The organism is Pseudomonas sp. GM48 (assembly GCF_000282335.1).
Classification (GTDB): Bacteria; Pseudomonadota; Gammaproteobacteria; order Pseudomonadales; family Pseudomonadaceae; genus Aquipseudomonas.
Genome location: NZ_AKJM01000038.1, coordinates 59,515 through 74,307, shown reverse-complemented (window position 1 = coordinate 74,307; position 14,793 = coordinate 59,515). Strand labels below are relative to the sequence as shown.

Annotated in this window: 13 protein-coding genes; all 13 read left to right on the top strand. The window is 59.2% G+C overall.

What is annotated here, in order from left to right; all coding sequences use genetic code 11:
* The first annotated feature begins 6 nt into the window (after positions 1–6).
* Positions 7–735, top strand: coding sequence for a cephalosporin hydroxylase family protein (locus PMI28_RS23145; RefSeq protein WP_007983422.1), 729 nt, complete (start codon positions 7–9; stop codon positions 733–735).
* Between the two features lie 51 nt (positions 736–786).
* Entirely contained in the window at positions 787–3,711 is a 2,925-nt protein-coding gene (locus tag PMI28_RS23150; RefSeq protein ID WP_007983421.1) for a glycosyltransferase family 2 protein, read from the top strand.
* Between the two features lie 134 nt (positions 3,712–3,845).
* On the top strand, positions 3,846–5,036 hold the full coding sequence (gene pseC / locus PMI28_RS23155; RefSeq protein WP_007983420.1) for a UDP-4-amino-4,6-dideoxy-N-acetyl-beta-L-altrosamine transaminase: 1,191 nt from the start codon (positions 3,846–3,848) through the stop codon (positions 5,034–5,036).
* Positions 5,036–5,656, top strand: a complete 621-nt coding sequence (locus PMI28_RS23160) for a pseudaminic acid biosynthesis-associated methylase (protein ID WP_007983419.1) — start codon at positions 5,036–5,038, stop codon at positions 5,654–5,656. The genes pseC and PMI28_RS23160 overlap by 1 nt, the downstream gene beginning before the upstream one ends.
* The gene (gene pseF / locus PMI28_RS23165) at positions 5,653–6,360 is read left to right on the top strand and encodes a pseudaminic acid cytidylyltransferase (RefSeq protein ID WP_007983418.1); all 708 of its coding nucleotides are present in this window, start codon (positions 5,653–5,655) and stop codon (positions 6,358–6,360) included. Before PMI28_RS23160 ends, pseF begins: the two co-directional genes overlap by 4 nt.
* The gene (gene pseG, locus PMI28_RS23170) at positions 6,357–7,862 is read left to right on the top strand and encodes a UDP-2,4-diacetamido-2,4,6-trideoxy-beta-L-altropyranose hydrolase (RefSeq protein ID WP_007983417.1); all 1,506 of its coding nucleotides are present in this window, start codon (positions 6,357–6,359) and stop codon (positions 7,860–7,862) included. Before pseF ends, pseG begins: the two co-directional genes overlap by 4 nt.
* Positions 7,855–8,907 (top strand): pseudaminic acid synthase, encoded by a 1,053-nt coding sequence (gene pseI / locus PMI28_RS23175; RefSeq protein ID WP_007983416.1) that lies wholly within the window; start codon positions 7,855–7,857, stop codon positions 8,905–8,907. Before pseG ends, pseI begins: the two co-directional genes overlap by 8 nt.
* A 227-nt stretch (positions 8,908–9,134) precedes the next feature.
* Positions 9,135–10,061 (top strand): ketoacyl-ACP synthase III, encoded by a 927-nt coding sequence (locus tag PMI28_RS23180; protein WP_007983415.1) that lies wholly within the window; start codon positions 9,135–9,137, stop codon positions 10,059–10,061.
* A 90-nt stretch (positions 10,062–10,151) separates the two neighbouring features.
* Entirely contained in the window at positions 10,152–11,444 is a 1,293-nt protein-coding gene (locus PMI28_RS23185; RefSeq protein WP_007983414.1) for a motility associated factor glycosyltransferase family protein, read from the top strand.
* Positions 11,441–11,707 (top strand): hypothetical protein, encoded by a 267-nt coding sequence (locus PMI28_RS23190; RefSeq protein ID WP_007983412.1) that lies wholly within the window; start codon positions 11,441–11,443, stop codon positions 11,705–11,707. Before PMI28_RS23185 ends, PMI28_RS23190 begins: the two co-directional genes overlap by 4 nt.
* A 242-nt stretch (positions 11,708–11,949) precedes the next feature.
* Positions 11,950–12,801 carry a flagellin domain-containing protein gene (locus PMI28_RS23195; RefSeq protein WP_007983410.1) on the top strand — a complete coding sequence of 284 codons (852 nt, stop codon included), beginning with the start codon at positions 11,950–11,952 and terminating at the stop codon, positions 12,799–12,801.
* A gap of 72 nt (positions 12,802–12,873) precedes the next feature.
* Positions 12,874–13,227 carry a flagellar protein FlaG gene (locus PMI28_RS23200; RefSeq protein ID WP_007983408.1) on the top strand — a complete coding sequence of 118 codons (354 nt, stop codon included), beginning with the start codon at positions 12,874–12,876 and terminating at the stop codon, positions 13,225–13,227.
* Between the two features lie 82 nt (positions 13,228–13,309).
* Positions 13,310–14,746, top strand: a complete 1,437-nt coding sequence (gene fliD / locus PMI28_RS23205) for a flagellar filament capping protein FliD (protein ID WP_007983407.1) — start codon at positions 13,310–13,312, stop codon at positions 14,744–14,746.
* Positions 14,747–14,793 lie beyond the last annotated feature (47 nt).

Here is a 14,793-nt window from a genome sequence, read left to right as displayed (position 1 = left end):
TCTGTAATGAATCCTCATGAGCAGTTTCGTGAAGAAGTAAAAGAGAACATCGAAGGCCTGCAGCAAGACAAAGCGTTGCAAGCCACGTCGCTGGACTGGGTTGGCACGACCGCCAGGCATAAGTACACCTACAACTTCAGCTGGATGGGCCGCCCGATCATTCAGTTCCCCCAGGACATGGTTGCCATGCAGGAGATCATCTGGTCACTGCGCCCGGACATCATTGTCGAGACCGGGATCGCCCACGGCGGCTCGCTGGTGTTTTATGCCTCGATGCTGGAACTGATCGGCCATGGCGAAGTGCTGGGTGTCGACATCGACATCCGCCAGCACAACCGTGAGGCGATCGAAGCACACCCGATGAGCAAGCGGATCCAGATGATCCAGGGATCGAGCGTTGACCCTGCGATCGTCGATCAGGTTCGCCAGCGTGTCGAAGGCAAGAGAGTGCTGGTGGTTCTGGACTCCAACCACACCCATGAGCACGTACTGGAAGAACTGCGGGCCTATGCGCCGATGACCTCGGTGGGCAGCTACTGCGTGGTGATGGATACCGTGGTTGAAGACATGCCGGAAGACGCCTTCCCGGATCGCCCGTGGGGCAAGGGCGACAACCCGAAAACCGCGGTATGGGCTTACCTGGAAGAAAACCGTGATTTTGAAATCGACCAGGCCATTCACAGCAAGTTGCTGATCACCGTCGCACCGGATGGCTATCTGCGTCGCGTGCGGTAATCGACAAGACATCGTTGGGTTTTTCGGCGATTCGCCGTTGTGGGGAAATGTATGCAAGGCAAGAATAATTCTGAACACGGGTTGGCACTCAACGAACAGTTGACCGTGGTGCTGATGTCTCACGAGCGGCCGGCATTTTTGCGCAGGGCGGCACGTTTCTACAGCGACTTGCCTTGCAGGATTCTGGTGCTGGACTCTTCGGCCGAAGGTCAGCCAGGCCTGGCCGGGCAGTTTGAAAATGTGGATTACCAGCATGTCCCGCAGTTCGGCTACTGGGGAGTTCGCGCCAAGCTGGCCTTTGGCGTGGAACAAGTGACCACGCCGTTCATGGTGTTCGCCGCCGACGATGACTTCCATGTGCATGATGCTTTGCGCGAAGCGGTGGCATTCATGGATGCCAACCCCGACTACGGCCTGTGCCACGGTTACAGCATGATGTACCTGTCGCAACCCAACAGCGTCAGCTACTTGCGGCGTGACAAGAAGGTCTGCGAAGACTATTCGTCCGAGCATGCCGAGGAGCGCGTGCTGGATTACATGCACCAGTACCTCCCGCCTTTTTATGCCGTACAGCGCACAGACCTGGTACGTGACTGGTATCAGGTCATGCCTCACGATACGTCCTTTCAATGGCAGGAAATCGGACACACGTATTACATGCTGGCACGGGGCAAGGCGCGGATTCTGCCGATCCCGTATGTCGTGCGTGAGATGAACTACGGGTATTCGGACCACAACACCGAGATCTTTCACACGCTGGCTCATATGGACGCCAAGTCGGTCGCCGAGCGCGAGGCCTTTGCCGCTTTCCTCTTCGGGCTGCCGACTCAAGTTCAAAGCGACGACCCGGAGCAAGGCCAGCAGTTCGCACTGCAAAGCTTTGAAGCCTTGGCCGATAGCTTGCGCACCGGTCGCGCACTGACGACCGAGCTGATTATCGAGTCCGCCTGGACCGATGTCGAAAAAGGCCCTGTGCGCCGTTTCGGCCCCAAGCAATATGTCGAAATGCCGTTCTACAACCAGGTGTTTTTCGATCAGTTGACCCAGTTCGAATTCCTGTTGCACGCCATGCCGGCCGGACGCGTTCAACTGGCAGGCCTGGAGGGCATCTGGACCCGTCAGCAAAGCCTGATGCTGGCGCGTAACAATGACACGCCGGAAAGTGTGGTCGACCGTTTGTGGCAAGCCCACGACAGCAACGTCTTCAACCGCGCGGTGGTCAAGCGTCTGGTGGCTCAGCTGGAACTGCTGGGTGAAGACGAAGAGGCACAGACCCTGCGAGACTGGGCTGTGCGTCTTGAGGCGGTGTCGGTCGAGGGTAATCGTGCGATGTTCGACAAGATGCTGTCCGGTCGCTTGCTCAAGTGGCTTGCACCGCGTCAGCCCGATGCGCATGAGGCTGAGTCGATCGCCCAACACCTGGCGGCCAACGACGGTGGTCCGCAGTTCGGGATCTTCCTGCTGGACCTGGACAACGATATCGACAAGCTGCAAGTCTCTCTCGATAGCCTGCTCGAAGGTCACAGCAAGGCGTTCAGGATTGTGGTCTTCACCACCGGTGAAGCACCGGCGGCGACGACGGCGCAGAACACCCTGCATTTTGTCCGGGTCACGCAAAGCAACTACGTCGACAAACTGAACCAGAGTGCTCGTCAGTCGACTGCCGATTGGTTGCTGCTGGCTGAAGCCGGCGACGAATTCACCGCCGGTGGTCTGTTGCGCGCCAGCCTGGAATTGCTGTCTGCAGCAGAGTGCCGCGCCGTCGCCACCGACGAAATCCAGCGCACCCCAGAAGGCGCACTGGTGGACGTGTTCCGCCCAGGCTTCAATCTTGATTTGCTGCAAAGCCTGCCGGCCTTGATGGCGCGTCACTGGTTGATCCGCCGAGAGGTGTTCATTGAAGTCGGTGGCTACCAGCCCGATTTCAGCAAGGCCCTGGAATTCGACTTGCTGCTGCGCATCATCGAGCAGGGTGGCCTCAACGGGTTGGCCCACCTGGATGAACCGCTGCTGATCGCCCGGGCGCCGGCACTGGAAGAAAACGCCGATGAGCGCCTGGCGTTGTTGCGCCACCTGGGCAATCGTGGCTACAAGGCCAAGATCACTTCGACGGTGCCAGGCACTTATCAGATCGACTATCGCCACACCGAACGCCCGCTGGTGTCGATCATCCTGCCGGCTGGGGATGACCTGGCGGCATTGCAACAGTGCCTGCAAGCTGTGTTGCTGCGAACCCGCTACATCCAGTACGAAGTCCTGATTGCGGTCAATCAGCATCAGTCGGCCGAGGTCAATGACTGGCTCGGCACTTATCAGCATCCGAAAGTCACCGTTCTGCGCGCCGATCAGCTTATGAACCCGGCGGCGCTGTACAACGCGGCCAGCCAGCAGGCGCAGGGCGAGTACCTGGTGCTGTTGGCTGCCGACAGTGAAGTGGTGAACCCGAACTGGCTGGAGTCGTTGCTCAATCACGCCCAGCGTCCGGAAGTCGGGGTGGTCGGTCCCAAGTTGATCGACCGCGATGGCAAGGTCACTCAGGCCGGCCTGATTCTCGGCATGAACGGTGGTGTGGGCTCAGCCTTTGTCGGGGAAAAACACGACGCCGAAGGTTACCTGCACCGGTTGGCGCTGGAGCAGAACTACTCGGCGGTGTCGAAGGTGTGCCTGATGGTGCGTAAAGCGTTGTTCGACGAGCTGGACGGTCTGGACAGCGTGACCTTCGCCGACGGCTTGAGCGACGTCGACCTGTGTCTGCGGGTCGGTCAGGCCGGTTACCTCACCGTGTGGACGCCGCTGGTACAGGTCATTCATTCGGGTGAAGTGCCGCAGGCACCCCAGGTCCTCGATGCGCTGCGTGACAAGTGGGCGCCAGCCTTTGCGCAAGACCAGGCCTATAACGCCAATCTGGCCTTGAGCGGCAAAGGCTTTGCCCTGGGCGAAAGTGCTTCGGTGAACTGGGCGCAGTTGCTCGGCTAGGCCCGGCGAACAGGTATAAGGATTCAAGGCATGCTCTACGGAAAATCGATTTTCATCTCAGGCGGCACCGGTTCGTTCGGGCGTCATTTCGTCCGTCGTAGGCGGGACACGCTCGCCCATGCCTGGTTGCAAGCATGATTCCTTACGCTCGGCAAAGCCTCGATCAGGCGGATATCGACGCCGTTGTCGGGATATTGAAGTCGGACTGGCTGACCCAGGGGCCGACCATCGAACGCTTCGAGCGCGCGATGGCCGAACGCTGCGAGGCCGGTTTTGCCGTGGCGGTGTGCAATGCCACGGCGGCCCTGCACATCGCTTGTCTGGCGGCGGGGCTCGGTCCGGGCGATTGGCTATGGACGACACCGAACACCTTTCTCGCCTCGGCAAACTGTGGTCGCTACTGCGGTGCCGAGGTGGATTTTGTCGATATCGACCCGCTGACCTGGAACCTCGATGCCGCTGCGCTGGCTGTCAAACTGGAACGGGCCGAGCGTGAAGGCAGGCTGCCGAAAGTGCTCGTGGCCGTGGCGTTCTCGGGGCAGAGCTGCGACATGCGCAGGATTGCCGCACTGGCCAGGCGATATGGCGTTACGGTGATCGAAGACGCGGCCCATGCCGCCGGTGCGTCCTACGCCGGGCGCCCGGTGGGTTGCGGCGAGTTCGCGGCGATGACCGTGTTCAGTTTTCATCCGGTGAAGATCATCACCAGTGCCGAAGGTGGCATGGTGATGACCAACAGCCCGGAACTTGCCGAGCGTTTGCAACGCTTGCGCAGCCACGGCATGACCCGGGATCCGCAGCAGATGACCGGACTCAGCCACGGCCCATGGTATTACGAGCAGGTGGAGCTGGGTTTCAATTACCGCATTACCGACCTGCAAGCAGCCCTTGGTTTGTCGCAGTTGAACAAACTGGATGAGTTTATCGAGCGTCGGCGTGAACTGGCGGCTCGTTATGACCGCTTGCTGGCGTATTTGCCGCTGACCCTGCCCAGTGCACAATTTGAGGCCGAGTCGTCATGGCATCTGTATGTGGTGCGGCTGCAACTCGATCAGATCAATCTCACTCACCGCGAGGTGTTCGAGGGATTGCGAGCCGCCGGGGTCGGTGTGAACCTGCACTACATTCCCGTGCATTTGCAGCCTTATTATCGTGATCTCGGGTTTGTCGAGGGTGATTTTCCGCAGGCCGAGCGTTACTACGCCGAAGCCATCAGCCTGCCCCTGTATCCGTTGCTCAGTGATGAACAACAGGACTATGTGGTCGAGCAGATGCGGCAGCTGATCGAAATAATCCAGCCATTGCGCCGGGTGGGAAATGTGTGATGCGTGAACTGACCGAGCAGGAAACATTCTGGCAGGGCGAATTCGGTAACCAGTACGTTGACCGCAATGTCGGGCAGCCGCTGGTGGCGGCAAACCTGGCGCTGTTTGCCAAGGCACTGACACGGGTCGGGTGCATCGACAGCCTGGTGGAACTGGGCACCAATGCCGGCAACAACCTGCAGGCACTGCGTCAGTTGCTGCCCCGTTGCGAGTTGTTCGGCGTGGAGATCAATGCCAGTGCTTGTGCCGCTGCCCAGGCGTTGGGTATTGCGCAGATCTGGCACGGTTCGTTGTTCGATTTTCCTCGCGAACGCACCTTCGACCTGACCCTGAGCAAAGGCGTGCTGATTCACCTGGCGCCGGAGTTGCTGCCGGCCGCGTACGCGCAACTGTATGAGTTGAGCCAGCGCTACATACTGATCGCCGAGTACTACAATCCGGCACCGGTCGAGGTTCCATATCGCGGCAACAGCGGCAAATTGTTCAAGCGCGATTTTGCTGGCGAAATGCTCGATCGTTATGACGACCTGCAATTGCTCGACTACGGTTTTGGCTACCACCGCGATCCGCAATTCCCGGTGGATGACATCACCTGGTTTGTCCTGGAAAAACGCCGTTGAACAACGTCGCCATCATACCGGCCCGCGGAGGCAGCAAGCGCATACCCCGCAAGAACCTCAAGTCGTTCGCCGGCGTGCCGATGATTGCCCGCTCGATTCAGGTTGCTCTCGAATCCGGGTTGTTTTCCCGGGTGGTGGTCAGCACCGACGACGAGGAGATCGCCGGACTGGCGCGCGATTGTGGTGCCCAGGTGCCCTTCATGCGCCCGGCGGCACTGGCCGACGACTTCACGGGCACCGCAGCGGTGATCGCCCATGCCCTGCAAGCATTGCGCGAACAGGGCGACCAGTTTGATCGCGCCTGTTGCATTTACGCGACCGCGCCGTTGTTGCAATCGCGATTTCTTGCCCAAGGGCTGAGCCTGCTGGAGCGGCATCCCGACAAGTCTTTCGCATTCTCGGTGTGCGACTTCGGTTTTCCGGTTCAGCGAGCCCTGACTCTTGATGATCAGGGTGCATTGACGGCACTGTATCCGCAGTATCGTGATACCCGCTCCCAGGACTTATCGATCGCCTATCAGGATGCCGGACAGTTCTACTGGGGCCGCAGCGATGCCTGGCTGCGGGGCGAGGTGTTGTATTCACCGTACAGCCTGCCGGTCATCCTGCCGCGGCATCTGGTGCAGGACATCGACACACCGGAGGACTGGAAACGCGCGGAATACCTGTATGCCGCGCTCAAGGCCGGGGGAGAGCTGCAATGAGAGTGCTGATTCGCTCCGATGCTTCGCCGACCATCGGCAGTGGCCACATCGCGCGCTGCCTGTGCCTGGCCCGCGTGTTGCGCAGGCAGGGCAGTCATGTGGCTTTCGCCTGCCGCCAGTTACCGGGACATCGACTGGAGGCCCTGCGGGCCGAAGGTTTCGAAACCTTCGCGCTGCCCGAGCGCTACAACAATGAAGATCCGCAGCAGGCCATCGAATCCATGCTGCCATGGCAGGCGGACATCGCCGCGCTCGGACCGTTGCTGGAACACCAGCCGGCGTTTGACTGGATCATTGTCGACCACTACGGCCTCGATCATCACTGGCAAACGGCCGCCCGGCGCTGGGCGCCGCGGATCGCCGTGGTGGATGACCTCGCCACGCGGACCTACAGCGCCGATTTGCTGCTGAACCAGAATCTCTCGGGTACGCCAGAGGCTTATGCCTCGTTGCTGGCGCCAGGCTGCCGGACTTTGTTCGGTCCGCGGTTTGCCATGTTGCGCGACGAGTTCCGTTGCCCGGCCATCGAAATCAAGCCTCAGGCCCGGCGAGTGCTGGTGAATTTTGGTGGTTTCGACGCGGCCATGCAGACCCACCATGCGATGCTGGCGCTGGCGGATTTTCCTGAACTGGAAGTCGATTTTGTCGCCGGTGCGGGTAATCCGGCCTGGACGCAGATGCAGGCGTTGGCGGCAAGTCGCCCGCATTGGCGCCTGCACAGTTTTGTCAGCGACTTTTATCGATTGATGACCCAAGCCGACCTGTTTGTCGGGGCGGGTGGCGGTACCAGTTGGGAGCGGGCGGCCATGGGGCTGCCGACGATTTGCATTGCCGTCTCGAACAACCAGCAAGCCAACGGCGAGGTCATGGCGGCCGCGGGTGCCCATGTGTTCATGGGGGCTCGCGAGCACGTCAGTGTCGAGCAACTGCGCCTGGCCATCGGCTTTGTCGCGGGTAACCAGGGTTTGCGCCAGAGCCTGGCACAGCAGTCGCGACAACTTGTCGATGGCCGGGGAGCGCAGCGGGTTGCGGCTGCGCTGGCCGGTGCGGTGCTGAAGATGCGCCCGGCGACCCTGGGTGATGCGCAGCTGTTGTTCGACGGGCGCAACACCGAGGCCGTGCGCCGCTGGTCGCTGGAAACCGGCGTGATCGAATGGTCCGCGCATCAAAACTGGCTGGCCGCGAGCCTGAGCAATCCCCGGCGGCTGTTATTGATCGCCGAGGCCGATGACGGTCCGGTCGGTGTGCTGCGTTATGACGTGCGTGGTTTTAACGCCGAGGTGTCGATTTATCTGTTCGAAGGCCGGTTCGGCCTGGGCTGGGGCAGGGCGCTGTTGGCCCGTGGAGAAACTTTTGTAAAGGCCCACTGGCCGGAACTGGAGTCGCTCACCGCCCAGGTCTTGCCCGCTAATCAGCCGTCGCTGAACGTCTTTCGCGAGGCCGGTTTTACCCAGAGTGCCTGCGCGTTCACGCGCGTTTTGAAGGATCACGCAAATGACTAGCTTCAAGATTGGCGAGCGCCTGATCGGTGCCGATGCGCCGCCATTCATCATTGCCGAGATGAGCGGCAACCATAACCAGTCCCTGGACATGGCGCTGCAAATCGTCGAGGCCGCGGCCAAGGCCGGTGCCCATGCGTTGAAGTTGCAGACCTACACCGCCGACACCATGACCCTGGACCTGGCCGAGGGCGAGTTTTTCATCAAGGATCCGAACAGCCTGTGGGCCGGTACTTCGTTGTACGCGCTGTACGAAAAGGCACACACGCCGTGGGAATGGCATGCGCCGATTTTCGCTCGCGCCAGAGAACTGGGCCTGCTGGCGTTCTCCACGCCATTCGATGACAGCGCCGTGGACTTTCTCGAAAGCCTCGACGTGCCGGCCTACAAGATCGCCAGTTTCGAAAACACCGACCTGCCGCTGATACGCCGGGTAGCCGCGACGGGCAAGCCGCTGATCATCTCCACCGGCATGGCCAGCATCGCCGAACTCGATGAAACCGTGCGCGCCGCCCGCGAGGCCGGGTGCAAGGATCTGGTGCTGCTCAAATGCACCAGCACCTATCCGGCATCACCCGCGAACAGCAACGTGCGCACGATCCCGCATTTGCGCGAGTTATTCGATTGCCAGGTGGGGCTGTCCGATCACTCCATGGGCGTTGGTGTGTCCGTGGCGGCGGTGGCATTGGGCGCAACGGTGGTGGAAAAACATTTCACCCTCGAGCGTGCGGCGGGTGGCGTCGACGCCAGTTTCTCTCTGGAACCCTCTGAACTGGCCAGCCTGGTGATTGAAACCGAGCGCGCCTGGCAAGCCATGGGACAGGTGCATTACGGCGTCACCGAGGCTGAGGGCCAATCCCTGGTATACCGTCGATCGTTATATGTCACCCAGGATATGGCGGCCGGCGAGCTCTTCGATGCGACCAATCTGAGAGCCATCCGTCCGGGTCTCGGGCTGGCGCCCAGGCATGCGCAAAGCCTCCTGGGACGCCGTGCCCGTCAGGCCATCAAGCGTGGAACAGCGCTGGATTGGTCGTTGGTCGAATGACCCATTGCCGGGCTGATTCGGCAAAATCGCGTGACCTACGAGTCATAACGCGCATCTTCACTGTATTGTATTGACCGGGAAGATGGCGCCTGACCCTTTATCGGGTTCAGTGATAGCCCTTTACGCTTCCCGGCCGTCGCCTTGGGGTGACGGAAATCCAGGTTTGTCGGCGCCCCTCGATTCCTTGCGAGTGGTGGTATTGGGCTGTTTATTATTGGGAAGCCGTAATGATTGGCATAAAAAGCATTGCGAGCTACGTTCCTGTAGCCGGCGTGGACAATTACGCACAAGGTGCAAAATTCGAGAAGGATGAAGAGTTCATCCTGGGCAAGATCGGTTCGGCCTTCCTGCCGCGCAAAGGCGTTGATCAGGAAACTTCCGATCTGTGCGTTGAAGCGGCCAATGCGCTGTTTGCCAGCAACCCTGATCTGAAACGTGAATCCATCGATGCGTTGATCGTCGTCACCCAGAACGGCGACGAAGAAGGCCTGCCGCATACTGCGGCCATCGTGCAGGACAAACTCGGCCTGCCGACCAACGTCGCCGCGTTCGATATTTCCCTGGGCTGTTCCGGTTACGTCTACGGCATCTACGCGATCAAGGGCTTCATGGAGGCCGCGGGCCTGAAGAACGGCCTGCTGATCACCGCCGACCCGTATTCGAAGATCGTCGACCCGGAAGACCGTAATACCACCATGCTGTTCGGTGATGCCGCCACCGCGACCTGGATGGGTGAAAACCCGGTCTGGGCACTGGGCAAGGCCAAGTTCGGCACCGACGGTTCCGGTGCTCCACATTTGAAAGTCAGCGACGGCGTGTTCTTCATGAACGGCCGCCAGGTGTTCAACTTCGCACTGCTCAAGGTGCCGGCACATTTGCATGAGTTGCTGGACGAGTCGCAACTGAGCGCTGGTGACATCGATGCGTTCTGCATTCACCAGGGCAGCGCGGCGATTGTCGATGCGGTCGCGCGGCGCTTCGAAGAATGCCCGGAGAAGTTCATCAAGGACATGGTCGAGACCGGTAATACGGTGTCGTCGAGCATCCCATTGCTGCTGGAAAAACATATTCTCGATTCCGAATGGAAGCGCGTTGCGCTCAGCGGTTTCGGTGTGGGGCTATCATGGGGTTCGGCGATCATCTATCGTCCTTGAGTGAAAGTTTTTTAATAAAAAGGCCGGTACAAAAAAGCGTTCAAGGGTTAACCTTGAGCGCTTTTTTGCTTGTAAGGAATGCGAGGTAGCATGAGCGAATGCTTTGAAGACAATGCTCAGGTTATCCAGCGGCGCTGGCCGTCGCTGTATGCGCGATTGAAAACGGAAGATCGCCTGGCCGTCGAGGTCGACCTGATCGAGGGGAGGGACTCGACGTTGTGCGTGGGGGGCATCCAGCTCACCAGCCGCCATGATCGCCTCCACGAGGCCCGTTTGCAGGCCGCCAGCCTCCCGCTCGACAAGCCACAGTTGCACGTTTACGGCACCGGCTTCGGCGATTTGCCAACGGTTTTGCTGGAGCGCGCCGGGCTTGAAAAACTCTATGTCCACATTCTCAACGGCGCGCTGTTCGCACTGGTGTTGCAACTGATCGATCAGCGTCAGTGGCTGGGCGATCCGCGCGTGCAACTGCTGTATGCCGGCGATATGTCGGACATCTGCACACCGTTTTTTGCATTGCCGGCCGAAATGCTGCTGGCGGACGACTTCAGCGCGAAGATTCGTGATCGCCTGGTCAGCGAAGTGCACCTGAGTTTCAACAATCGGGAATTCGATCCGCAGTCACCGGTCATTCAGCAGCGCTTGCAGGACACCCTCGAAGTGCTGCTGGCCGATGATGATGTGGCACAGCTGTTTGGCACCTGTTCTGAGCGTGAAATCTATGTGATCGGCACAGGGCCCAGCCTTGAAGGGAGTTTCGAGCGTCTGGCAGCCATGCGCAAGCAAACACCGCGACCGCTGTTCATCAGTGTGGATACCGCCTACAGACCCCTTCGCGAGCACGGAATCAAACCTGACCTGGTCGTGAGCATCGATCAGCGCATCAGCGTGCTGCACTTGCCGGGCGAGGACTCCGAAGGCATTCCGCTGGTGTACTTGCCGTTGAGCGATCCGCACATGTTGAAGGGCTGGAAAGGCAAGCGTTATGGCGGTTACTCCGCCAGCCCGATCTATGCCGCGTTGCGTGAGCAACACCCGCGTGCGCAGCTATACGTCAGCGGTAGCGTGATCCATCCAGCGGTCGATCTGGCGGTGAAGATGGGCGCACAGCGCATCACACTTTTCGGTGCGGATTTTTCCTTTCCAATGAACAGGACCCATACCGGTTGGAATGATGGTGATCTGGGGCCGCCAGTGAACCAGGCCAGGCACTGGGTGCACGATGGTCATGGACAGAAGGTGAAGACGCAATTGAATTTCCGCAGTTACCTGTGCGAGCTGGAGCGTTACATTGCCAGGCATCCCGAGGTGCTTTTTTTCAATAGCAGCCGGGCTGGGGCAATGATTGCCGGTACGCAGTTCAATCAGGATTTCGTGCAATGAAGCCTCTAGTGAAAGGCGTCGACGAGTGCCGACAGTGCGCAGGACTGTTTCGCCTGGGGCGTGATGTCGAAGCGGCTTTGAACATGGTTGATCTGTTCGATGAGACGCAACGGCAGATTGCACAGGCGCCTCAGGATGTTCAGCAGGCCTGGGCCTTGATGCTCAGGCAAATGCTGGCCTGTCAGGAGCGCCAGGATTGGCTGGGGCTCGCCGACTTCATTGAGTATGAGTTGATCGAATTGCTCGAAAACATGCCGGCCTGAGGGGCGGCAACAGCTTTGGCACAGGCGTTTGTGGGCTGGACGGTTTTATGGCGTCATTTTTTCGCGGTTGAGGGGCACTAAACCCTTGTTTTCTCGGGGGTGGCAGGGTGATGGCAATTTTTTTCAAAAAAGCCCTCAAGCAACCTGCCAACCCGACGATAACTATTACGAAGGTTCTCTAGGCCATACCCGGCGGTTGCCAGGGCCGGAAGCCGCAGTACCCAACCAACGAGGAATTCGTCATGGCTTTAACAGTAAACACCAACACCACGTCGTTGAACGTTCAGAAAAACCTGAACCGTGCTACCGACGCTCTGTCGACTTCGATGGCTCGCCTGTCTTCCGGCCTGAAAATCAACAGCGCCAAAGACGACGCCGCTGGCCTGCAGATCGCAACTCGCATGTCTGCACAGATCCGTGGTGGCAATCAGGCAGTGCAGAACGCCAACGACGGTATCTCCGTTGCCCAGACCGCTGAAGGCGCTCTGCAAGCTTCGACCGACATTCTGCAGCGTATGCGTGAACTGGCTGTTAAAGCACGTAACGGTACCAACAGCACTGCTGACCAGACCGCTACCAACTCCGAATTCGCTCAGATGTCTGACGAGATCACTCGTATCTCTGCTTCCACCAACCTGAACGGCAAAAACCTGCTGGACGGTACGGCTGGTACCATGCAACTGCAGGTCGGCGCCAACACTGGCTCGGCCAACCGCATCGACCTGGTGCTGAGCTCCAAGTTCGACGCCGTATCCCTGTCCGTAGGCAGCGGTACTGTTGTTCTGACCGGTGCGACTTCCGCTACCCTGTCTGCCAACATCGACAACGCGATCACCGCGATCGACGCTGCTCTGGCAACAATCAACGCCACCCGCGCAAACCTGGGTGCTTCGCAGAACCGTCTGACCAGCACCATCTCCAACCTGCAGAACATTGTGGAAAACACCACTGCTGCACAAGGTCGCGTACAAGACACCGACTTCGCCGCAGAAACCGCGAACCTGACCAAGCAGCAAACCCTGCAACAGGCTTCTACCTCGGTTCTGGCTCAAGCCAACCAACTGCCTTCCGCTGTACTGAAACTGCTTCAGTAATTTCGGAATGAGTTTAGGCGGGGGAGTGTGCTGGTCACGCTCTCTCGCTTTTTACGTTAAGAGGTGATGGGCATGGAGATGAGCGTAAAGCTTGGCGTGTCTTATCCGGCTCCCCAGCCAGCGAGCACTGTCTCGGATAAAGCGCCGGAAAAGCCTGAAACCGAGAGCGTGACTCCAGTGGCGGATAAAAAACTGGAAGCGGATGACACCCATTTGAAACAGGCGGTGCAGCAGATCGAAAAGTTTGTACAGTCGATCAAGCGCAATCTGGAATTCTCGATAGATGAGCAGTCCGGAAAGGTCGTCGTCAAAGTGATTGCAAGCGAAACGGGTGAAGTCGTGCGCCAGATTCCCTCCGCAGAGGCCCTCAAGCTGGCGGAAAGCCTGAGCAATGCGAGCCATGTATTGTTCGACGCCAAAGTCTGATAGCTGGCATGAATAGTGTTTGTACGTTCTTTGGCGCAGGTATTGGTCAAAAGAGCGGCAGCAACCTGAAGGGAGACGCAAAATGGCAAGTCCAATTTTACCGGGTACGGGCTTAGGCTCTGGCCTGGATATCGGTGCGATCGTTACTGCGCTGGTCAACGCCGACAAGTCGGCGAAACAGACGCAGATCGATACTCAGACCAAAACCAACACGCTGAAGATTTCCGGTGTCGGTTCCCTGAAAAGCGCACTGACGGCCTTTCAGACGGCGCTGACCAATCTCGGTAGCAAGACCAATCCAGCGTTTGCGGGTTTCACCGCCACTTCGGGTACCCCGTCGATTCTGGGCGCAACTTCCGACAATACCGCAGTTGCCGGTACCTACAGCGTTGTTGTGAACAACCTGGCCACCAGCTCGAAAGTAGCCAGTGCTTCTTTTGCCGGCGGTGCCGCCAGTGCCATTCCGAGTGGTACTTTGAAAATCAGTCAGAATGGCACTGATTACGATGTCACGATTCCAGCCAATGCGACCTTGCAGAGCACCCGGGATGCCATCAACTCTGCGCAGGCGAGTAATGGTATTTCTGCCAACATCGTGACCGACAGCAGCGGTGCGTCGCGCCTGGTGATCAGTTCCAGCAAGACCGGTGCGGGTTCCGACCTGACCGTCAGCGGTATCGCCGGCCTTGCAATCGACGGTACCCAACCGATGGGCGCTAACCCTTCGGCGTCCGCTTCGGGCGCTGTCAACGGGATTGCTGTGGATGCGTCGCTGACCATCGATGGTCTGGCGGTGACCAGCAAGAGCAATACGGTGACCGGTGCAGTGAGTGGTTTGACCCTGAACCTGGCGTCCGTGAGCCCGGGTACGCCACCGGCGGCGGCGACCGTCACCGTTGCGACTAACACCACCGGCTTGCAAACGTCGATCCAGTCGTTCGTTGATTCCTACAACACCCTGATGAACACCATTAATTCCCTGTCCAAGGCGACAGCGGATGCCGATGGCAATCTGACGGTTCAGGCGGCGTTTACCGGTGACTCGATGCCGCGTGCGCTGATCTCCGATATCCGCGGCGTGCTGACGGCTCCCGGAGCGGGCGGGGCATTGGCCGTGCTGTCGCAGATTGGTGTGATGACAGACCAGAAAACCGGAAATCTGGCGTTCGACACTGTCGCGTTCGGCAAGTCGATGTCCGTCGGCGGTATGAGTGGCCAGGTGCAGCAGTTGTTCAGCGGAACCAACGCGACCAACGGCCTGCTGGCGCGCATGGGCACTGCAATCAAACCTTATGTGCAGACCGGTGGCTTGCTCGATCAGCGCAATACCAACCTGCAGAGCGTGAGCAAGAACCTTTCAAATCAGCAGTCTGCACTGGACTTGCGCGTCGCCAACATGACCAAGACGTTGACCGCCAAATACAACGCCATGGACCTTTTGGTCGGGCAAATGAAAGCGACAGCGACGAGCATTACCTCGTTCTTCACTTCCTTGAACGCCCAGAAGTCCAACAGCTAGTCATGAGCTGACGACAAAAACCCGGCTACGCATTTTCGCGTGTGCCG